This window comes from Acinetobacter sp. ANC 4779 (assembly GCF_004331055.1).
GTDB lineage: Bacteria > Pseudomonadota > Gammaproteobacteria > Pseudomonadales > Moraxellaceae > Acinetobacter.
The window spans coordinates 117,320-137,710 of the sequence record NZ_SJNU01000004.1; the positions used below are offsets into that span (position 1 = coordinate 117,320).

19 protein-coding genes are annotated in these 20,391 nt (G+C 40.1%); 10 read left to right on the top strand and 9 right to left on the bottom strand.

Translation table 11 applies throughout. The features are described from left to right. Position 1 precedes the first annotated feature (1 nt). Complete coding sequence (locus E0H80_RS06660; protein ID WP_067863914.1) at positions 2-1,375, bottom strand: diaminobutyrate--2-oxoglutarate transaminase; 1,374 nt, start codon at positions 1,373-1,375, stop codon at positions 2-4. 473 nt (positions 1,376-1,848) lie between these two features. Here E0H80_RS06660 and E0H80_RS06665 point away from each other — a divergent pair, with 473 nt between their 5' ends. Continuing rightward, entirely contained in the window at positions 1,849-2,553 is a 705-nt protein-coding gene (locus E0H80_RS06665) for an SIMPL domain-containing protein (protein WP_131364298.1), read from the top strand. 340 nt (positions 2,554-2,893) lie between these two features. Here E0H80_RS06665 and proB read toward each other — a convergent pair whose 3' ends face one another. The 3 genes from proB to E0H80_RS06680 all read right to left on the bottom strand — a co-directional run bounded on the left by proB (position 2,894) and on the right by E0H80_RS06680 (position 6,164). Further along, the gene (gene proB, locus E0H80_RS06670; RefSeq protein WP_131364300.1) at positions 2,894-4,027 is read right to left on the bottom strand and encodes a glutamate 5-kinase; all 1,134 of its coding nucleotides are present in this window, start codon (positions 4,025-4,027) and stop codon (positions 2,894-2,896) included. 27 nt (positions 4,028-4,054) lie between these two features. After that, positions 4,055-5,275: an Obg family GTPase CgtA gene (gene cgtA / locus E0H80_RS06675; protein ID WP_067863893.1), complete on the bottom strand. Its 1,221-nt coding sequence runs from the start codon at positions 5,273-5,275 to the stop codon at positions 4,055-4,057. Positions 5,276-5,789: 514 nt separating this feature from the next. Beyond that, positions 5,790-6,164 carry a winged helix-turn-helix transcriptional regulator gene (locus tag E0H80_RS06680; protein ID WP_131364302.1) on the bottom strand — a complete coding sequence of 125 codons (375 nt, stop codon included), beginning with the start codon at positions 6,162-6,164 and terminating at the stop codon, positions 5,790-5,792. Between the two features lie 204 nt (positions 6,165-6,368). Between E0H80_RS06680 and E0H80_RS16815 the strand changes: the two genes are divergently transcribed. Next, positions 6,369-6,515: a hypothetical protein gene (locus E0H80_RS16815; protein ID WP_228259960.1), complete on the top strand. Its 147-nt coding sequence runs from the start codon at positions 6,369-6,371 to the stop codon at positions 6,513-6,515. Positions 6,516-6,828: 313 nt separating this feature from the next. After that, a complete protein-coding gene (locus E0H80_RS16820) occupies positions 6,829-7,113 on the top strand; it encodes a hypothetical protein (protein WP_228259961.1) in 285 nt (94 codons plus the stop codon). Between the two features lie 222 nt (positions 7,114-7,335). Here E0H80_RS16820 and E0H80_RS06690 read toward each other — a convergent pair whose 3' ends face one another. The 4 genes from E0H80_RS06690 to uvrB all read right to left on the bottom strand — a co-directional run bounded on the left by E0H80_RS06690 (position 7,336) and on the right by uvrB (position 12,863). Further along, positions 7,336-8,793, bottom strand: a complete 1,458-nt coding sequence (locus E0H80_RS06690; protein ID WP_131364304.1) for a glyceraldehyde-3-phosphate dehydrogenase — start codon at positions 8,791-8,793, stop codon at positions 7,336-7,338. 259 nt (positions 8,794-9,052) lie between these two features. After that, positions 9,053-9,982, bottom strand: coding sequence for an EamA family transporter RarD (rarD, locus tag E0H80_RS06695; protein WP_131364307.1), 930 nt, complete (start codon positions 9,980-9,982; stop codon positions 9,053-9,055). Between the two features lie 133 nt (positions 9,983-10,115). Continuing rightward, complete coding sequence (locus E0H80_RS06700) at positions 10,116-10,703, bottom strand: lipocalin family protein (RefSeq protein ID WP_131364309.1); 588 nt, start codon at positions 10,701-10,703, stop codon at positions 10,116-10,118. A gap of 135 nt (positions 10,704-10,838) precedes the next feature. Further along, positions 10,839-12,863, bottom strand: coding sequence for an excinuclease ABC subunit UvrB (uvrB, locus tag E0H80_RS06705; RefSeq protein WP_131364311.1), 2,025 nt, complete (start codon positions 12,861-12,863; stop codon positions 10,839-10,841). Positions 12,864-13,192: 329 nt separating this feature from the next. Between uvrB and E0H80_RS06710 the strand changes: the two genes are divergently transcribed. Both E0H80_RS06710 and E0H80_RS06715 read left to right on the top strand, forming a co-directional pair. Beyond that, positions 13,193-13,981: a hypothetical protein gene (locus E0H80_RS06710; protein ID WP_131364313.1), complete on the top strand. Its 789-nt coding sequence runs from the start codon at positions 13,193-13,195 to the stop codon at positions 13,979-13,981. A 180-nt stretch (positions 13,982-14,161) separates the two neighbouring features. Further along, positions 14,162-15,604, top strand: a complete 1,443-nt coding sequence (locus E0H80_RS06715) for a sensor domain-containing diguanylate cyclase (protein WP_131364315.1) — start codon at positions 14,162-14,164, stop codon at positions 15,602-15,604. Positions 15,605-15,687: 83 nt separating this feature from the next. Here E0H80_RS06715 and E0H80_RS06720 read toward each other — a convergent pair whose 3' ends face one another. Further along, on the bottom strand, positions 15,688-15,867 hold the full coding sequence (locus E0H80_RS06720; protein WP_131364317.1) for a hypothetical protein: 180 nt from the start codon (positions 15,865-15,867) through the stop codon (positions 15,688-15,690). Between the two features lie 405 nt (positions 15,868-16,272). Here E0H80_RS06720 and E0H80_RS06725 point away from each other — a divergent pair, with 405 nt between their 5' ends. The 5 genes from E0H80_RS06725 (at position 16,273) to E0H80_RS06740 (ending at position 20,389) form a co-directional block, all read left to right on the top strand. Next, entirely contained in the window at positions 16,273-17,355 is a 1,083-nt protein-coding gene (locus E0H80_RS06725) for an OmpW/AlkL family protein (protein ID WP_131364319.1), read from the top strand. Positions 17,356-17,513: 158 nt separating this feature from the next. Beyond that, entirely contained in the window at positions 17,514-18,728 is a 1,215-nt protein-coding gene (locus E0H80_RS06730) for an MFS transporter (RefSeq protein WP_131364321.1), read from the top strand. Then, positions 18,721-18,855, top strand: a complete 135-nt coding sequence (locus E0H80_RS16980) for a hypothetical protein (protein WP_265937220.1) — start codon at positions 18,721-18,723, stop codon at positions 18,853-18,855. Before E0H80_RS06730 ends, E0H80_RS16980 begins: the two co-directional genes overlap by 8 nt. Then, complete coding sequence (locus E0H80_RS06735) at positions 18,855-19,442, top strand: TauD/TfdA dioxygenase family protein (RefSeq protein WP_131364323.1); 588 nt, start codon at positions 18,855-18,857, stop codon at positions 19,440-19,442. Before E0H80_RS16980 ends, E0H80_RS06735 begins: the two co-directional genes overlap by 1 nt. A gap of 245 nt (positions 19,443-19,687) precedes the next feature. Beyond that, positions 19,688-20,389, top strand: a complete 702-nt coding sequence (locus tag E0H80_RS06740; RefSeq protein WP_131364325.1) for a DUF1003 domain-containing protein — start codon at positions 19,688-19,690, stop codon at positions 20,387-20,389. Positions 20,390-20,391 lie beyond the last annotated feature (2 nt).

Here is a 20,391-nt window from a genome sequence, read left to right on the forward strand (position 1 = left end):
ATTATGCGCCTCGAGTTGCAACAAGAGCTTCAGCAATTGCTTTCTTAAAGCGAGCAACAGCTTCAACACATTCATCATGTGTGATAATCAATGGGCAAAGTAAACGAATCACTGTACCGTTACGACCGCCTTTTTCAAGCAACAATCTGTTGTCGAAACATGCAGTTTGAATTGCAGCGGCCAATTGTGAATCACCTGGTAATGAACCCATGTGATCTGCCTTTTGGCGTTCATCCACGATTTCAACACCAATCATCAAGCCACGGCCACGTACGTTACCGATACATGGGAATTCTACCGCCAATTTTTTAAATTCAGCTTGTAAGAAATCACCACGTTCTTGGGCATTTTGCGCAAGATTTTGCTCTTTAATGGTGTTGATGGTAGCAAGACCCGTACCCATTGCCAATTGGTTACCACGGAACGTACCGGTATGACCAGCAGGCTGCCAAGCATCAAACTTACGTTTAATACCCAGTACTGCAAGCGGTAAGCTACCGCCAACGGCTTTAGACATTACAATCACATCAGGTTCAATACCTGCATGTTCAAAGGCAAACATTTTACCCGAACGGGCAAAACCGGCTTGAACTTCATCAAGAATTAATACGATATTGTGCTTTTCAGTCACTTCACGGATTTTCTTTAACCATTTGGTTGGTGCTGTTACCACACCGCCTTCACCTTGAATCGCTTCAAGAATGACTGCTGCAGGTTTGGTTACACCACTTTCTACATCTTCAATAAAGTTTTCGAAGTAGTAAGTTAAGGCATCTACACCTGCTTCACCGCCAATACCCAATGGGCAACGGTATTCATGCGGATATGGCATAAACTGTACGCCAGGCATTAAGCCATTCACCGAATTCTTCGCAGATAAGTTACCTGTCATGGCCAAAGCGCCATGCGTCATTCCGTGATAGCCACCTGAGAAGCTGATCACTGAACTACGACCTGTATAGGTTTTTGCTAATTTAATTGCTGCTTCTGTGCCATCTGCACCAGACGGGCCACAGAACTGTAAACAATACTCAGCCTTACCACCTGGTAATTGCTCAAGTAAAGCTTCAGTAAAAGCATCTTTTAAGGGTGTTGTTAAATCCAAAGTATGCAATGGGAGGCCACTTGCAAGTGTATCTTGGATACTTTGAATGACCGCAGGATGGTTATGGCCCAAAGCCAATGTTCCTGCCCCAGCTAAACAATCGAGGTACTCTGTACCTTCAACATCAGTAACCCAACATCCTAAAGCTTTTGCTATCGCTAACGGTAATTTACGAGGATAGCTACGAACATTGGATTCCATCTGGCTTTGGCGAGTCAAATAGTATTCGTTAGTAGAATTAGGGGCAGGATTTACAGAAGAAACGCTCATATCGAATTACCATCTCTGATATGGGTTGATAGAAATAAGTCGGGTGACTTGCGGTCCTTTGACTCGGTGCTTTATAGAATCTAGCTAGACTTGAATTTGTTTGTCATAACTAAAGGGCGGATGATACCGACTTTTTCTGAAAAATAAACAACTTTCGGTACTTTATCTGCCCTAATTCATCGAAAAAAATATCAAGCTAATCTATAGGTTGTATTATCATCTTACATTGTGACAGGGGAAAGAAAACCTTATTTTCTTATGCTTTTATGGGTAAAGTCGTGTAATAAAGTAAAACTTCTTGCAAATTAATTTATAAGTGTATAATTTTTCTTTAATTTTATGATTAAAAATAAATAGTTTTTTATCAGCTTATTTTTACAATCCCACCACAAACTCTACTAAAATTCACCATAAACACCCTTTAATATCACTTATATAAATTTAAATTTTACTTACAAAAACAGGCAAAAAAAATGCGTTATTTAACTCTCTCCACTCTGGTTTTAGCTTCTGCTCTCAGTACATCTGCATTTGCTCAACAAAATGATCAACTTAATTACAACGTCATCAATGTACAGTCAGAAGCAGCACGCAAAGTATCGAATGATGAAATGCATGCGGTTTTATACATTGAAAAAAGCAACAAACAACCCGCCGAACTTGCATCACAAATCACGCAACTAATGAATCAAGCTATGGCTTTAGCGAAGAAATATCCGCAAGTCAAAGTAGAAACAGGCTCTCAAACCACTTATCCAATTTATGATAACGAGAATCGTAAACTGAAAGAATGGCGTGGTCGTGCAGAAATTCAGATTGAAAGTACTGACTTTAAAGCAGCCAGCCAATTGATTGGTGAACTTCAACAAAATTTCCAGACGCAATCGATTAATTTTAGCGTTTCAGATGCACAACGTAAAAAAGTTGAAAATGAGTTGATGGTTGAAGCGTCGAAAAACTTCCAACAACGTGCACAAATGCTGAGCAAGTCATGGAATAAATCGGGTTATAACTTGGTTAATCTCAACTTGAATACCAGCAATCAATATCCACAACCGGTCATGATGCGTGCCAGTATGGCGAAATTTTCAGGTGCTGAAGCTGCCGATGCTCAAGACGTAGCAGCAGGTGAATCTAAAATTACCGTGAACGCCAATGGTACGATTCAATTTAAATAAGATTTTAAGCAAAAAATAAAAAAACCGTACATTTGTACGGTTTTTTTATGAGGAGTGAACATAGTCGAGTTTTCGACTTTTCCCCGATCGCTATCGCATAGATAGTTTAGAAGATTACGAATCAAGATCCGATCTTTTCGCGCTCACATTGAAAACTAAATATGTAATTCAAGCTTTAAATTTTTACAGAATAATTAATCATTCCACTCAAAGTTAAAACATTAAAATTACTGAACCAAAAAAAGCTCACTTTTTAAGTAAGCTTTTTCTAAAGTGACTAAATAGGTATTTAAATAGCTAAAATTAAAAAATAAAACTTTATATTTCAAAAATTATAAAACTAATAAATCGCCATATGATTGCGGTGAATCATTTCCAAAGAACGTGCTTCACCTAAAACCTGATGCACTTTATCCGAAGATAAACCTTTCACAATTTCAGCTGAACGCGAACTAAAGTTGACACGACCAACAGCAATACGACCACCCTGTGAATCGACACATTCAACCACGTCACCACGCTCAAAATGCCCTTCCACCGCTTTCACTCCAACAGGCAATAAACTGCGGTGGTTTTCTTTAATCGCTTTCACAGCACCATCATCCAAGACTAAACGACCAGCCGTTTGCAGATGAGCAGCCAACCATTGCTGATGTGCAGTAATACGGTCATTATCGGTAATAAACAATGTTCCGAGCAATTCGCCAGACATTAAGCGGGCAAGCACATTGTCGCTTTCGCCACTGGCGATGAGTGTTGGACAACCCGATTTTGCAGCTAGACGTGCCGCACGAACTTTGGTCAACATACCACCACGACCAAATTTCCCACCACCACCGGCCATATCAAACAGGCTTTCATCCAGAGCCCGAACTGTATGGAACAGTTTTGCATTTGGATTAGAGCGCGGGTCAGAATCAAACATACCCTGCTGATCGGTTAAGATAATCAACAAATCTGCATGAACCTGACCTGCCACCATAGCGGCCAAAGTATCATTATCACCAAAGCGGATTTCGTCAGTCGATACCGTGTCATTTTCATTAATGACCGGAACCACATGCCAATCAATCAAATGCTGCAAAGCATCGCAAGAGTTTAAATAACGACGACGGTCTGCCAAATCATCATGCGTCAGTAAAACTTGAGCCGTTTGAATAGAATGCTTTTCCAATACACTCGACCAGGTTTGAATCAGACCCATTTGACCAATAGCAGCACACGCCTGAAGACTCGGTAAATCAGTGGGTCGATTCGACAATTTCATCCGAACCATACCTTCAGCCACAGCACCTGATGACACGAGTATGATCTCGTGTCCTGCCTTGTATAGATCTGCAATTTGTTTCGCCCAATGCGAAATTGCATCCAAATCTAGACCTTGCCCATTCGCTGTGAGTAAAGATGATCCGATTTTAACAACGATTCGTTTACAACCCTTGAGCTGACGTTGCCCATCTACCACTTCTATCATCTTGTCCTCAGTTACTCTACTAAGAGCTTAACGTACGTAAAACACTTCTACATCGTTATCGTCGTCTGCTTCATCGTCCTCATCGTCTTCTTCAGCCAACAGACCAGCAAGACGTTGTTGACGACGCATTTCACGATAAGCTTCTTTCGCTGCAATGGTCTGTTCACGTGTTTCAGCTTCAAGCTGATCACGGAATGCTTTCATTTCTGCTGCGTATTCAGGATCTTCAACTTCGCGTTCACGTTGTTGTTCAATTTGATCCATCAGGTAATAAACAACTTCTTTCGTTCCTTCAGACATCAAGCCAGAAGTTTGGAATACCGGGCCTTCCCACTGCATTTCTTCCAGAAGATGGTTACACCATTCTTCTTTGGTATCTGGGTCAAGCTGGTCAACTTTATTCAGCACTAACACCACTGGCAATTTAGCCAAAGTTGGAGAGAAGTTCTTCAACTCTTGTAAAATTGCATTGGCATTATGAACAGGATCTGAACCGTCAATTGGTTGAACATCTACAATGTGCAACAAAATACGGGTACGTGCCAAATGTTTAAGGAAACGAATACCCAGTCCTGCACCTTCCGACGCACCTTCGATTAACCCTGGAATATCGGCCATTACGAATGAACGATGGCTATCCGCATCTACCACACCCAGGTTTGGAACCATGGTAGTAAATGGATAATCTGCAACTTTTGGTTTTGCTGCTGATACTGCACGAATAAATGTAGATTTACCTGCATTTGGCATACCCAGTAAACCCACATCCGCAAGAACTTTAAGCTCTAAACGAATTTCACGGTATTCACCTTTGGTACCCGTGGTGCATTTACGTGGCGAGCGATTTGTAGATGATTTAAAGTGAGTATTACCCAAACCACCGTCACCGCCTGCTGCCACCAATACACGTTGACCATCAGTGACCAAGTCGCCGATGATATCGCCTGATTCTGTATCAACAATTGTAGTTCCTACTGGAACCTTTAATACGGTGTCTTCACCGCCACGGCCTGCGCAGTTCGCACCACGACCGTTTTTAGCACGTTCTGCACGGAATCGACGTGTATAACGATAATCTACAAGAGTGGTGGTGTCGTTACCGGCTTCAACATAAATGTTACCGCCACGACCACCATCACCACCATCTGGACCACCAAATGGTACAAATTTTTCACGGCGAAAACTGGCTACGCCATTGCCACCGTCGCCAGCCTCTACGGTAATGACTGCTTCATCAACAAAGCGCATATTGCCAATCCTCTAAATACTTTAAAACCGCATATTCTGCCATATTTTACAAAATTTCTCGAATAGAATTATTCAGCATTACATGAATTTTAGTCTTGTTAAGACAGATTTGGCTTGAACGGGGGGCATATTGCATAATTTAGTTTAATTATCCAACCAGAAAATTAAAAAGAACCATACACTTAGCTAAATAAAACTTATTTTTAAGATAAATTTCACTTACTTTATTTTTTAATTATTAAAATAAACGTCAGTCCAAAATTAACGCTCATGCATTTCAGAAAAATTAATAAAATAATGCAGGGATATTTTCACTTAAATTATTCCTTAAATACATTCTCTCTTCGTCTAAGCTTCCGTTCTTAGATTTTTTAAAACATCAAATTGCAGTATAAACTTTAAAAAAGTTGAATTTTAAATAAATTTATTCTTGGATGTCTCTCAATAAACAGCCAGTTTCAAATAAAACCCCTTCGCTTGAATATTTATAAGCCATTTAAATGACGCACCATTATCATTGAGCAACACCTTGTTTATTTTCTAAAATTTCAGGCAAATTTCGTTCAAGCCAACCAATCAGCATTGTCATTTTTTCAGCTGCCTGCGCTCCCAGAAGCGTCAACTGATATTCCACTTTCGGCGGTACAACCGGATAAACCGTACGAATCAAAAAACCATCTTTTTCCAATAATTTTAAGGTTTGCGCCAGCATTTTCTCACTCACCCCTTCTATGCGCTGTTTTAACTCGCTAAAACGATGCACACCGTCACTTAAACAGCGTAAAACCAACACAGACCATTTGGTGGTTAAGTGTTCCAATATTTCACGCGATGGACACTCCTTGGATAAAACCTGTCCAAGCAAATGACTCGTTGCATAGTTACTCATCAACTCTCTCCAGACCGCAATTAACTTACTTTTAGGCACGTACTTATATATAAGTAATGTCAATATAATAAAATATAAACATCAAGTATATAAAATAAACAATGCAGCGCTTTTTAGAATGAAAATTATAATTACCTGTGCTGCAGGTCAACTCGATCAATGCGCCATTGCTTCGTTATTAAAAATACCGCTACAGACAATATAGTGGCGCTAAACATAGTGATACTGATTCGAAATGTATCTAAGAAAATCCGTTTAAAAGCAAAAGCTGAACTACGTCACTCTGATTATGATGCACCTAAAACGCTCTCTTCGGCATGGTCACAGATTGATAAACTGCTACATATTTAAGCCAATGCAATAGGTCTCGCGCAACAAAGCATCAAGCCTTAATTGAGGATGCCAACCAGTCAGAGTTTGGTTATTTTGCTTATACCGGCTTATTCAATGAGTAATATCAGCTTTAGATTTATCCCCCAGAGGCAGAAACGCTGATTAAAGCCAGCAGATTAAAATATATTTTTACGCAACAACGGGTATAGCCAGAACTATTTAGACGCAATAGCTAATGCTCTTGAATTCGGCACTTTATATGGGGCAGATTTGAGAATTTTGTCCATCTTGATCTCAAAATGATGCAAAAGCCGTAACAAAAGTTTTAGTCTTGCAAGCTTATGACCATACAACTTATAAGCTTGTAGGCTCTGGCAATTTCACCCTGGCCAATCTTGCAAAGGACATTGCCGAAATTTCAGGCAAAGCTGTCGCTTATCAAAACTTAAATACTGAAGATTATAGCCAAGCTTTATTACAAGCTGGATTAGCTGCCGGTTTAGTGGATGTCATTGTCGATGCAAATATTCAAACTGAAAAAGGTACAATGTTCAGTAAGAGCAAAGATTTAGAAAATATCATGAGTCACAAAGCACACCCATTAAAGATCAAGTAAAAGCGACCTTAGCTTAATAGATAAAATCCATGCTTATGCCAATTTGCTTGTCGCTCAGTTCAGTTCAGTTCAGTTCAGTTCAGTTCAGTTCAGTTCAGTTCAGTTCAGTTCAGTTCAGTTCAGTTCAGATATTGAAGAGTGAAGTCCATTTACAGTGCAAGCTTCTCATTTTATCAGGACAAAAAAAGAGCTTCAAATGAAGCTCTTTTACTACTTTACAAATTATGCATTTGTTTCAGCAGGAACTTTTGGATAGCTTACGCCACACATTTGTTCAGCGATACGCAATACTTGGCAGCTGTAACCTACTTCGTTATCGTACCAAACATATGCAGTTAGGCGAGTACCTGAAGTGATTGTTGCTTGCGCATCAAATACACCTGCAGTACGTGAACCGATAAAGTCAGAAGATACAACTTCAGTCGAATTTGTATAACCGATTTGACCTTGAAGGCTTGAGTTGATTGAGATTTGACGAATGTATTCGTTCACTTCTTCACGATCAACTTCTTTCTCAAGGGTTAAGTTCAGAATAGCAAGCGATACGTTAGGCGTTGGAACACGTACCGAGTTACCAGTCAACTTGCCTTTAAGCGCAGGAAGTGCTTTAGCAACCGCTTTCGCAGCACCAGTTTCAGTAATCACCATGTTCAAAGTCGCAGCACGACCACGGCGATCTGCCTTGTGGTAGTTGTCGATCAAGTTCTGGTCATTGGTGAAAGAATGAACAGTTTCAACATGCCCATTCAGCACTTTGTATTTGTCATCTAACACTTTTAATACAGGTGTAATTGCATTGGTTGTGCAGCTTGCAGCAGAAATGATTTTGTCTTCATCTAAAATATCAGTATGGTTTACGCCATACACCACATTTTTCATTTCGCCTTTACTTGGTGCAGTCAATACCACACGAGCAACGCCCGGGCATTTCAAGTGTTCAGCAAGACCTTCTGCATCACGCCATTTACCGGTGTTATCAATCACTAGAGCGTTATTGATACCATAAGCAGTGTAATCCACTTCGCTTGGGCTTGAAGCATAAATGACTTTAATGAAGTTACCGTTGGCAATAATTGCTTCATTTTCTTCATCTACAGAAATGGTGCCCGCAAATGGACCGTGAATTGAGTCACGACGAAGTAAAGATGCACGTTTTTCCAAATCACCATCAGATGATTTACGTACAACAATTGCTTTAAGGCTTAAACCGCGACCCAAACCAGATTGACCAATGATCAAACGGGCAAGGATACGACCGATACGACCAAAACCGTAAAGAACAACATCTTTAGGTTCAACAGTTGCAGGATTACCTTCTAAAGATTTAACGGCATCAGCAACAAAGGCATCGATGTCGCCGCCTTTTTCTTTAAATTCAACAGCCAGTTTACCTAGATCGATTTCAGCAGAACCAATTTTCTCAACTTTAGCCAATGCTTCTAAGATTGGGAAAGTGTTAACCACAGAAAGTTCAACATCCATCACACGGGTACGACGGTGTGCTTTTAAAATCTGGATAACTGAACGGTTAACTAAAGAACGACCGAATACAGAAGTCACGATATTTTTTTCACGATACAACTGACCAATCAAGGCAATCATATGTTCCGCGATTTCTTCACGGTTTTTCCAGCGACCTTGGTGATCTGCATGTAGGGCGATGATAGTCTCTTTGCTCACAGATACGTCCTCTAATTAATTGTATATCTAGGCATAAATTTCAAAACCCCACAATTGTAAAGGAATTATCGGGAAGTTTGAATCAAAAGCTCATTCTGGCTCGCATATTTTGCTCTATATTCATTATAAATTGACGAAATAGCTGTAATTATTTTTTTGATTTTCATACCGAAAGCCGCACACCACCACATTTTATTGTAAAACCATACATCGGGTTCAAATGTTGCTTTATCAAACAGAATTCAAAAATCCAGCGCACTTACTTTAAACGATCGGGATAATTTTCCAGATTTTGGGCTAAAGCCTTTTGCTTTTGCTGTTGTTTGCACAGATGAATTGCACCTTCGATCACCAGAAGTAACACTGCCAACCAAATTGGAATATAGGTTAACCATTCTGCCGTTTCTAACCTTTCACCTAATGCAATGGAAGCAAAGGCCAGCAATACCGGTTCGAGATAGCTTAGCAATCCAAATATCACAAAGGGCAAATATCGGCTCGCCAGAATATAACTTCCCAATCCCAAGGCACTCAAAAAGCCCAATCCCAAAATCGCCCAGATCAAGTGTGGAAATTGACCCATTAAAGCCAAAGAGTCGCTATACACTGTGGCTAAATAAATAGCAACGGGAAGAATTAACAATAAATCCCACCAAAAACCACCCAAATGGTCAGTTTTAAAAGCCCGTCTTAAAAAGAAATAAACTGGATAAGCCACAGCAACATACACCGTTTCCCATGCAATACCACCGATACGCCACAATTCATGCCCTACACCCAGACTGGCAAAAAGAACTGCTGCAGTCTGCCATCTGGACAGTTTTTCTTTGTAAAGTACACAACCAATCAGCACCATCACCAAGGGGAGCAAAAAATACCCTAAAGACACTTCCAAGCCCCGTCCATTTATTGGTCCCCATAAGAACAACCAAAGCTGGGTGGTGCATAAAAGTGAACTGATGATCAGCCAGATCAATAAAGTTGGTTGCTTGAAAATTCGTTTAAAAATTTCTGTAATATGTTTTAAATCACCTGTCCACCACATAAATAACGTTAAAAATGGTAGTGTAGCCAACATGCGCCAAGCAAAAGTCTGTTCGCTATCAAGCGGTTTCAAAAATTGGGTGTAGAAATACAAAACCCCAAAAGTGACCGATGCCAATACTGACAAAGCTACGCCTTTATACATCTTGTATCTCTGGATTTATCTCGCCGGCATTATAAACATTACACTCAAAGAAAACTTTATAATTCACCCTTCAATTTAACCATGCAATAAAAAACCATGCCGAAGCATGGTTTTATTCGTCAATATTTTAAGATTATTTCTGGGTTTGTTTAGTATGAATCACATCACCAATGTCATAGCCTATTGATTGGGCATAATCTAGATATTCCTTGACCACGGCTTGATCTGGATGTGCTGAACGAGACAGCACCCAGAGATATTTACGGCGTGGCTCACCGACCAATACCGTTTGATAAGCATCATCAATTTTTAAGATCCAGTAATCCCCACGTCCTACCGGCAACCAGCGAACAGATTCCGGTAAGAAACTGACTTTCAACTTGGTATTAAATGGCGCATTTTGAATGAATGCCTCACCGACAGAATGGTTTAATTTTCCATCTTTACTATAACAGCGATTATCTACCCCAACATTGCCATTTTCATTTAAGGTATAAGTAGCAGTTACATCGCGATCACACTTATTTTGAAAGTACATCGGCTTACGGGCAACTTCATACCAAACGCCTAAATATTTATCTAATTCGACTTTCTCAACAGTATGCAAAGGCTTGGTTTGTGCATAAGCCATTGTTGCCATACCCAAGCCAATGAGTACGGCTCCGCCTAACGCAATTTTAGCCAGTTTAAAGCTGGCTTTAGGAAGATCATTCGTTGTCATAAAGCTACCTTTCAAGTCAAAATTTAAGAGTTATAAAGTGAATCTCAATTTAAAAATAACCATTCCAGCTCAGTGATACTGTAGTGTTATGTAATGATTTTGCAGTAAAAAATTAATTTTCTACTTCATTTCTACTTAACTTAACATCTGTGCTTTTAGGCGGACAATCTCATCGCGCAGTCGTGCTGCCTGCTCAAACTGCAATTCTTTCGATGCTTTCAACATCTCTTTTTCCAGCTTAGACATGTGCTTCGCCAGCAACTTAGGATCGGCCAGAATATGACGTTCATCTGCACTTAAAGCACGGGCCTGATCCGATATATTTGCATCAATCTGATCATCAGTCAGCACTTCACCGGTATCGATATCTTTATTATTTTGACGCTTAGTACTGCGCGGCGTAATCCCATGTAGCGTATTGAACTCGATTTGTTTAGCGCGACGTCGGTCGGTTTCGTCAATCGCTTTTCGCATAGAATCAGTAATACGGTCAGCATATAAAATTGCTTTACCTTTCACATTACGCGCGGCCCGACCAATGGTCTGAATCAGTGAACGCTCTGATCGCAAGAAGCCTTCTTTATCGGCATCCAAAATCGCCACCAAAGATACTTCTGGCATATCCAGACCTTCACGTAACAGGTTAATCCCGACCAGCACATCATGCACACCTGAACGCAAGTCATGAATAATCTTTACCCGTTCTACGGTATCGATATCCGAATGTAAATAAGCGACTTTTATTCCATATTCTTTTAAATATGAAGTTAAATCTTCCGCCATACGCTTGGTTAGCGTCGTAACCAATACACGTTCATCTATATCCTTACGCAGATTGATTTCTGAAAGCACGTCATCGACTTGGGTCAGGACCGGACGAACTTCAATTTCGGGATCGATCAGACCCGTTGGACGGACGACCTGCTCGGCAATTTGCTCAGATCTTTCCAGCTCATATTTTGCCGGCGTGGCACTGACATAAATGGTGGTCGGAACTATGCGCTGCCATTCTTCAAATTGCATTGGACGGTTATCCAAAGCACTCGGCAAACGGAAACCATAATTGACCAGATTTTCTTTACGTGACCGGTCACCTTTATACATCGCGCCAATTTGCGGAACCGTCACATGTGATTCATCAATAATCAGTAAAGCATCGTCAGGAATATAATCAAACAAGGTCGGTGGTGCTTCACCCGCTGGGCGACCGGATAAATGGCGTGAATAGTTTTCAATCCCGTTGGTATAGCCCAACTGCTGCATCATTTCCAGATCATAACGGGTGCGCTGTTCAATCCGTTGTGCTTCTAATAATTTGTCATGCTCGCGAAAGAACACCAAGCGCTCTTTCAGTTCTTCACGAATGGTACCGATAGCACGCTGCAGATTATCTTTCGGTGTCACATAATGACTTTTAGGATAAATGGTGACACGCGGTACTTTACGTACCATTTTTCCGGTTAATGGATCGAACCAGCGAATGGAATCAACTTCATCATCAAACAGTTCGATACGAATTGCATTCTGATCCGATTCGGCCGGAAAAATATCCATGATTTCACCGCGAATACGATAAGTACCACGTAAAAATTCGAGTTCATTGCGGGTATATTGCATCTCGACTAGACGGCGAATAATATCATCACGGCTAATTCGATCGCCCTGCACAATATGCAGCAACATGCTCATATAGGCATTCGGATCACCCAAACCATAAATTGCAGAAACGGAAGCCACAATAATGGCATCGCGACGTTCTAATAATGTCCGCGTTGCTGAAAGACGCATCTGATCAATATGATCATTAATGGCAGAATCTTTTTCAATAAAAGTATCGGAAGATGGAACATAGGCTTCTGGCTGATAATAGTCGTAATAACTGACAAAATATTCAACCGCATTATTCGGAAAAAATGACTTAAATTCGCCGTACAGCTGTGCAGCCAAGGTTTTGTTGTGCGCCATGACAATAGTGGGACGTTGGGTCCGGGCAATGACATTGGCCATGGTATAGGTTTTCCCTGAACCTGTTACCCCTAATAGCAACTGGTCGTGATAGCCTTTTTCAATACCATTGACCAGTTTTTCAATGGCTTGCGGCTGATCACCCGCAGGTTGATAGCTGGTCACTAACTCAAAAGGTTGTTGACTATCCGACATGTTTTTCAGCTTCTATACAATAATACAATTCCAATAATATGAGGGCTAAAGCTCAACATGCAATATCGGGATATCTATATTTGTATATTTCACCACTTTAGATGTTTTATATTTTCCGTTTTCTTTTTTTATCTCTTAACAGTTTTAAACCAACAGAATAAAGTCTGGTTCCTAAATCAGTTTTTATAAGCAAATATGGTTGAAACAGGTTGAAAAATTTATCTTCATTTATGATCTGTAGACTAAATTTAAAAATACTGATTCTTTCACTTGACCATCTGCTCTTTCAATTGCAACATGAAGAAAGACCATCACGATTGTATTCACCTATGTCATATCACTATCACGATGAAAATATTATAAAAAGCTTACCTGAAGATACGGTGTTTGTTTTTGGCAGCAATATGGCAGGACTGCACTCAGGTGGAGCTGCACGTACTGCGCTTGAGCACTTTGGTGCGATTACCGGTGTGGGTCGCGGTTGGTCCGGTCAAAGCTATGCTATTCCGACCATGAATGAGCATTTGCAACAAATGCCCTTGTCACAAATTCAGCACTATATTGATGATTTCAAGATATATACCAAAAATCATCCCAAGATCACTTATTTCATCACCTCGGTGGGTTGTGGGATTGCCGGTTATAAAACTGAAGAGATTGCGCCGATGTTTAAGGGCATTTCCCATAATGTGATTTTCCCAAGTTCATTCCGTCCTTTTGTAGAAAGAGCCTTACCCAAGCTGACCCGTCATTTCTTAAGAACGGTTTTTACCGATGACGTGATTTTTTCCACCCGTGATGATGACGTGGTTACTGGTCTAGATTTGTCAGAAAGCGAAAAAAGTGCTGCAAGAATTATTTTAAATACAGAAATTTACCCAACCGACAGTAACGGTCGTGATCGTAGCTTTGAAGTTTCAGATATTTTGCATGTGTTAAACGGGAAAATATTTGAATGGCAAAGTAACTCTGAAGGTTCGATGATGTTTGGCGGCGTAATTTTAGCCTTACTTGAACTGTACAACATTAATGAAAAAGATTTTATTGATGTCTGGCTAGGCGAACGGGAAATTCCTGCCCCAAAACCTGAAAATAAAGCACGCAGAAAAAATCGCTAATTTTTAATTTCAATAAAAGAAGCCAATTTATAAGTTGGCTTCTTTAGTAAAGAAATAGAATATTTTGTGACTTAATCCTTATTAGTAAAAATATTATTTTACCTATCACGTTATTTTAAAATCATTTTCCTACCCTTATACTGCATTATTAAATTTAAATAAAAATGTCGAGCTTCTGGAATGGAAATGTTGGATTCTCCCTTTTTTGAACTGTCCCCCATTGCCATGTGGCTAGAAGACTTTAGTGAAGTCAAAAAGCAATTTGATCTCTGGCGCAGTCAGGGGATTGAAGATTTGTTAGGTTTTCTCCAGCAAGATGAATCGCGTATTCTGCAATGTGCAAGAAAAATTAAATTATTAAAAGTAAATTCTAAAACTCTGGAACTGTATCAAGCCAAAGACTTTGAACATTTGCATCAAAATCTTGATTTAATTTTTAAAGAAGATATGAGCAAGACCCATATCAAGGAGCTGCTTGCTTTATGGAATGGCGAAACCCAGTTTTCCAATTCTGCAGTGAACTACAACCTGACTGGAGAGCGCCTGGATATTCAGCTTAAGGGTATTGTCCTGCCGCAACATGAACATGATTTATCGTTACTATTAATTACCACTGAAGATATTACCTCTTATACCGAAGCCTGCCGTCTTGAAGAAAAAAGCCGACATCTTGCCGAAGCCCGTTTTACGTATTCACCCACTTCACTTTGGGTGGAGGATTTCAGCCAAATTAAAGTTAAATTAGATCAATTACGCCATTTAGGTATTGAAGACTTCAGTACTTTTCTGGATGTGCATAATGATTTCATCAATGAATGTATCAAAGACATTCTGATCATTGATGTCAATCAGGCCACGCTTGAATTATTTGGTGCGCCCAATAAAGACGTTTTGTTTAAAAATATGCACAAAGTTTTTGCCCAAGAAATGACCCAGACTTTTCGAGAGCAATTAATCGAGCTCTGGAATGGCAATATTCATCATCAGCGTGAAGCGGTGAATTATGCACTTGATGGCAGCATCCGCCACGTACTGCTGCAATTTACGGTATTCCCGGATTACCTGAATAATTGGGGAATGGTTCAGGTTGCGCTCACGGATATCACCGCACGTAAAAAAGCTGAAAAATATCTGGAATATCTAGGTAAGCATGACGTGCTGACCAAACTGTATAACCGTTCTTTTTATACAACTGAATTAAATTATTTACAACGCAATATACAGCGTCCTGTGTCTTGTATTTTTATGGATATAAATGGATTAAAAGAACTGAATGACAGTTTAGGTCATGATGCCGGTGATCGTTTATTACAACGTATGGGCAATGTATTGAATCAGGTGGTTCAGCAAACCCTGTATTCTGCCTGCCGAATTGGCGGCGACGAGTTTGTTATCCTGTTGCCGGGTGCGGATGAAGCCGCGCTACAAAACTGTTTGCAAAGCCTGCAAGAACTTTTATTGGTAGACAACCAGTTTTATTCCACTCAACAGATCAGTCTGTCGATCGGTTATGCCACCAATTATGCGGATGAACGTATGGAAGAGATGCTAAAACGTGCTGACATGACGATGTATCAGAATAAAAGAAATTACTATCTGAACAGCAAGAAAACCAACGTTTAATGAGATTTGATTAAGTGACATGTATCGCGTTAGTCAAATAAAAAAAGCCATGGCAAAAACCATGGCTTTTTTTATTTGAAAGCTTAGCGCTTTCCCATCGAACGGCGTGTACCGCGAGGTGGCATCCAGGTACGATCAACATAACGCTCTGGACGGGGACGCAAGTCTTCTAACACTTCATCAGCATTTTGCCCATTCTCTTTTTTAATTGGGAAAGGCAAATTGACCAATGGTTTTTTCTTGGGAGTATTTTGGGTGCTCATGTGATTCACTCAAGGATTTCTGAGACATATTGTACGGAAAAATGTCTCCAAGTGCGAGATACGATTTTAGATGCTTCATATCCCTACCTTATTCAATGCTTCACCGACGGCGTAAATAATGAGGTCTGACTTCGCATCAGCTTTAAGTTAGTGATTAAAATGCTTTAAAAATATCCCAATATTCGCGTTATTATCTTTCATTCAACCGGCTTATAACTTTACCTATTAGCAAAAAATAAAGTTACAAAAAATTATTCTTCTCTATGTTGTTGATAACAAATAAGCAAAAATCTTACAGGAACACAACCAGAATTATATTTTTAAGTAACATTTAGGTGATTCTTCAACCATATAATAGCCATTAGAAAAAAACTTAAAAATGTAAAATGGACATGGAGTCCCTAAATGAACAAGTCGTTACTTTGTATTATCTCGTCTCTTGCTGCTCTACCTGCAATCAGTTATGCCGATTCACCCTATTTTAGTTTAAAAGATGGCGATGGATTTAAACGCTTTTCTGTATCTGTCGGTGCACTGCATGTCATGCCGCAAGGGAAGGCTCAACCCTTCCAAGTCAATACTGCGGTTGAAAATGGGGAAGTTTCCAAAAATGGCGATATTCAAGTCAATACCGTATTAAATAACCTAAATCCCGCAGTAGACCAAAAAGCACTGGCGACCGTATTAAAGGGTTTAGGTTTTCTTACAGGTGGTCAATTAGACAGCGAACTCAGTGGTAGTGCAAAGATCCAAGGTTTAGAGGAATGGCATAACTCCGGGACAGGCTTAGAGGCAGATGATGTTACGACTCTCGGCATTTTGACCAACTATTTCTTTACTGATAATATTTCCTTTGAAATGAAAGCCGGCATTCCCCCTAAAGTCGACTTGCAAGGTAAAGGCAAAATTTATGCACCTTTTTCTGCAGTAGCAACCCCACAAATTGGCAAGTTACCTCTGGAATTTCTGAATATTGATCTGCAAAATGATATCTTTATTACAGATTTAGAAGCCAATGGTCCTGCTGCTACAGCCCGTGCATGGACGCCTGCATTTGAATTGCAATATCATTTTGGTAAAACCGGTGTGAATAAGTTCCGCCCTTATGTCGGTTTAGGCGTCATGTATGCTTATTTTAACGAACTAGAAATTAATCCGCGTACAGAACAAGATTTAATTGCGGCGGGTCATATGATTGCCAATATCAAAGAAGGTAATGCAGGTGCTTCTCTAGAGGGTAAACTGAGCAAAGCCAATCCCAAAGTTGATCTGGAAGCAACCGATGCCATTGCGCCTATCGCCACACTTGGGTTCACCTATGACTTTAATGATAAATGGTTTGCAGTCGGTTCAGTTTCCTACGCGCATATGAAAAATGAAACCACGATTACCGTGACTGATGCGACCCACGGTGAATTAATCCGCTCTAAAGCCGATATTGAAATCAACCCAGTCTTGGCTTATGCAGGTGTGGGTATTCGCTTCTAAGTTTATCTTTGAAAAAATGACGGCTTTATGTCGTCTTTTTTTGATTTCATAAAACGTTCTATAACTTAATTTTATCTTTTGTTTAAATTTTATTTAATCGCTTCACTATTGAGAATCTAATACCATAGTGACAACCGCAATTGCTTCATGGATGAATTATGTCAGATATCCGTTTTTCCAAACCTCTTATTTACATGTTAATTGGAAGTGCGCTGATTCTGGCGTTATCACTGGGTGTACGACATGCTTTTGGTTTATATCTGGTACCCATGAGTCATGAGTTTGGTTGGGGGCATAATGTCTTTAGCCTTGCCATTGCGCTGCAGAACTTAATCTGGGGTGCGGTACAACCCATCACCGGTGCTTTTGCGGACAAGTATGGCAGTAAGATTGTGGTGGCTGTAGGCGGCGCTTTATACAGCATCGGCTTATTGCTTATGGCAGTCAGCTCCACAGGCTTAATGCTAAATTTAAGCGTGGGTTTAATCTTAGGCTTAGCCTTATCTGCAACATCTTTCCCGATATTACTTTCTGCTGTGGGACGTGCTGCTCATCCTGAAAAGCGTAGCCTCGCAATGGGGATTGCCAGTGCAGCAGGCTCTTTTGGGCAATTTATTATGTTGCCATCGACCTTACTGCTTTTACAAAACATTGGTTGGTCAGCAGCCTTGGTAGTGAGTGCCATTTTCATTGCCCTGATTATTCCTTTGGCATGGATGCTAAAAGCACCGATGTATGTCGCTCCTCAGGCATCATCAGATGTCGATAAACCCGCTTTAGGTTTTAAACAAATCTTGGTGATTGCCAAAAACCATACCCCGTTTTGGTTCTTGGCCTTGGGCTTTTTTGTCTGCGGTTTCCAAGTGGTATTTATTGGCATTCATTTACCCGGCTATCTGATTGATCATGGATTCAATGCAACCACCGGAACCATTTTTCTGGCTTTAATCGGTTTATTTAATATTGTCGGTACATACAGCGCAGGTTGGCTCGGTGGAAGATATTCCAAGCCAAAATTATTGATGGGATTATATGGCCTTCGTGGCATCGCGATTATTGGCTTTTTGGCACTCCCTTTAACCACATGGACAATTTATGCCTTTGGGGTGATTATGGGATTACTCTGGCTATCTACGGTACCGCTCACCAATGGTATTGTCGCGAATATGTTCGGAGTAAAATACCTCTCCATGCTCAGCGGTCTGGTCTTTTTCACCCATCAAGTCGGTTCATTTTTTGGCGGATGGCTCGGTGGTCTCAATCACGATATGACCGGCAATTACAATATGGTCTGGATCTTTTCGATCGTGCTGAGTCTAGTGGGTGTGCTGGTACATTTCTTTGTCAATGAGGAGGCTGTAATTCATGACTGATTCTATACGCGGCTTAAAAAGCCTGATTGGCCTAGCAATAGTAGGTTTACTCAGTCTGGCCATTCTATTGTGGTTTAAAACACCGCAACTGTTTGAATATTTCAATCAAGCGTTCTGTCCACATTAATGTTTAAAAATAAGCACTTAAACAGAAAAAAACTACTTTCTTTTGCTGTTTATATTAAAAGTTTAACACTAATCTATGTGCAGATAATCCTGTACTGGCAACATAATCGGATACGGGTAACTCCACCTGATGTCGTTCCTGTGTCTAATGCAGTGAGACAAGGCGATTATACTGGGCATGGTGAGCTTTCACTGCATGCCGATCATCTATGGTCCCCACAACCTTCTTTCGGCTCATTACTCTATGCCATAGAACTTCCAGAAGATGGTGGTCAAACCGCATGGTTTAATACCCTTAAGGCTTATGAAGTTTTAGACCGTGATACTCAAAAACATATTGATGAGTTGCAACTGATCACCTATAACCCCTTTGTACGCAGACAACAGATTCACAATGATACCAATGGTTATGGCTCAAGTCCGCTATACCGCTTTAAAGATCAACCGATTATTGGGCACGCTTATCCACATCCATTGCTACGCACCCACCCTGAAAGTGGTCGCAAAGCGCTTGGACTAAATGCACGAAGTGAAGTGGAATTGGTGAATTATGATGCTCAAGCTAGCTCTGCACGTTTAAGCATTTAAATTGCTCAATTCAATATTGCAAAGATTTTGCTCAAAATAATACTGTACTAAATATGGTTCAGCTTTGGGTCAATTTACCCCTTGCCGCAAAAATGACTAAGCTACATTATCAAGAACTTACTGAACTCTATATTTGCCATAGAAAAAATTAATAATATAGGCAGTGAAAAACCCCAAATGTGTTTAAAATACAATCGATAAAAATTTATTCAATTATTTCAGGATTATTAAAAAAGAGCGCGCTTATGAATGAAAAAAATGAATGCTATAAATGCATGGTTTGTGCAAAACATTACCCTCTAAAAAATCTCATCCCCATGGGTACAGTACGCAAGGTCATTACAGAAGCAATTTCACACGATTTTCCAGAATGGTCACCTCATAGCTATATTTGCCAAGCAGATTTAACCAAGTATCGAATACAGTATGTTCACTCATTGTTAAAGTCTGAAAAAGGTGAAGTGACTGATCTTGAGTATGAAGTGATTAACAGTATGCAACAGCATGAACTTATCACGAAAAATGTTGAAACCAAGCTAGATCAAAAGTGGACATTAGGGGAAAGGCTGGCAGATAAAATTGCGTCTTTCGGGGGGAGTTGGTCTTTTCTGATTTGTTTTGCTATTTTTTTAGCCCTGTGGATTATTGTCAATACTGTGATTATGGTCTCGCATCCTGCTGATCCTTATCCTTTTATCCTATTAAATTTAATCCTGTCCTGTATAGCGGCTATACAAGCACCGGTGATTATGATGAGCCAAAATAGACAGGAAGCAAAAGACCGATTGCGTTCACAAAATGATTATCAAATCAACTTAAAAGCCGAGCTTGAAATTCAACATTTGCATGAAAAATTAGATCATCTATTAATGCACCAGTGGGATAGATTGGCTCAGATCCAAGAAATACAACTCGATTTGTTATCTGAAATGAGCAAAAAGCGCTAAAA

Coding starts and splice junctions, on each gene's coding strand:
- proB (WP_131364300.1), bottom strand. CDS start 4,027: ATGATAGAAGTGGTAGATGGGCAACGTCAGCTCAAGGGTTGTAAACGA.
- E0H80_RS06740 (WP_131364325.1), top strand. CDS start 19,688: ATGAATGAAAAAAATGAATGCTATAAATGCATGGTTTGTGCAAAACAT.
- E0H80_RS06665 (WP_131364298.1), top strand. CDS start 1,849: ATGCGTTATTTAACTCTCTCCACTCTGGTTTTAGCTTCTGCTCTCAGT.
- E0H80_RS06730 (WP_131364321.1), top strand. CDS start 17,514: ATGTCAGATATCCGTTTTTCCAAACCTCTTATTTACATGTTAATTGGA.
- E0H80_RS06710 (WP_131364313.1), top strand. CDS start 13,193: ATGTCATATCACTATCACGATGAAAATATTATAAAAAGCTTACCTGAA.
- E0H80_RS06660 (WP_067863914.1), bottom strand. CDS start 1,375: ATGAGCGTTTCTTCTGTAAATCCTGCCCCTAATTCTACTAACGAATAC.
- E0H80_RS16980 (WP_265937220.1), top strand. CDS start 18,721: ATGACTGATTCTATACGCGGCTTAAAAAGCCTGATTGGCCTAGCAATA.
- E0H80_RS06680 (WP_131364302.1), bottom strand. CDS start 6,164: ATGAGTAACTATGCAACGAGTCATTTGCTTGGACAGGTTTTATCCAAG.
- E0H80_RS06715 (WP_131364315.1), top strand. CDS start 14,162: ATGGAAATGTTGGATTCTCCCTTTTTTGAACTGTCCCCCATTGCCATG.
- E0H80_RS06735 (WP_131364323.1), top strand. CDS start 18,855: ATGTTTAAAAATAAGCACTTAAACAGAAAAAAACTACTTTCTTTTGCT.
- uvrB (WP_131364311.1), bottom strand. CDS start 12,863: ATGTCGGATAGTCAACAACCTTTTGAGTTAGTGACCAGCTATCAACCT.
- cgtA (WP_067863893.1), bottom strand. CDS start 5,275: ATGCGCTTTGTTGATGAAGCAGTCATTACCGTAGAGGCTGGCGACGGT.
- E0H80_RS06700 (WP_131364309.1), bottom strand. CDS start 10,703: ATGACAACGAATGATCTTCCTAAAGCCAGCTTTAAACTGGCTAAAATT.
- rarD (WP_131364307.1), bottom strand. CDS start 9,982: ATGTATAAAGGCGTAGCTTTGTCAGTATTGGCATCGGTCACTTTTGGG.
- E0H80_RS06725 (WP_131364319.1), top strand. CDS start 16,273: ATGAACAAGTCGTTACTTTGTATTATCTCGTCTCTTGCTGCTCTACCT.
- E0H80_RS06720 (WP_131364317.1), bottom strand. CDS start 15,867: ATGAGCACCCAAAATACTCCCAAGAAAAAACCATTGGTCAATTTGCCT.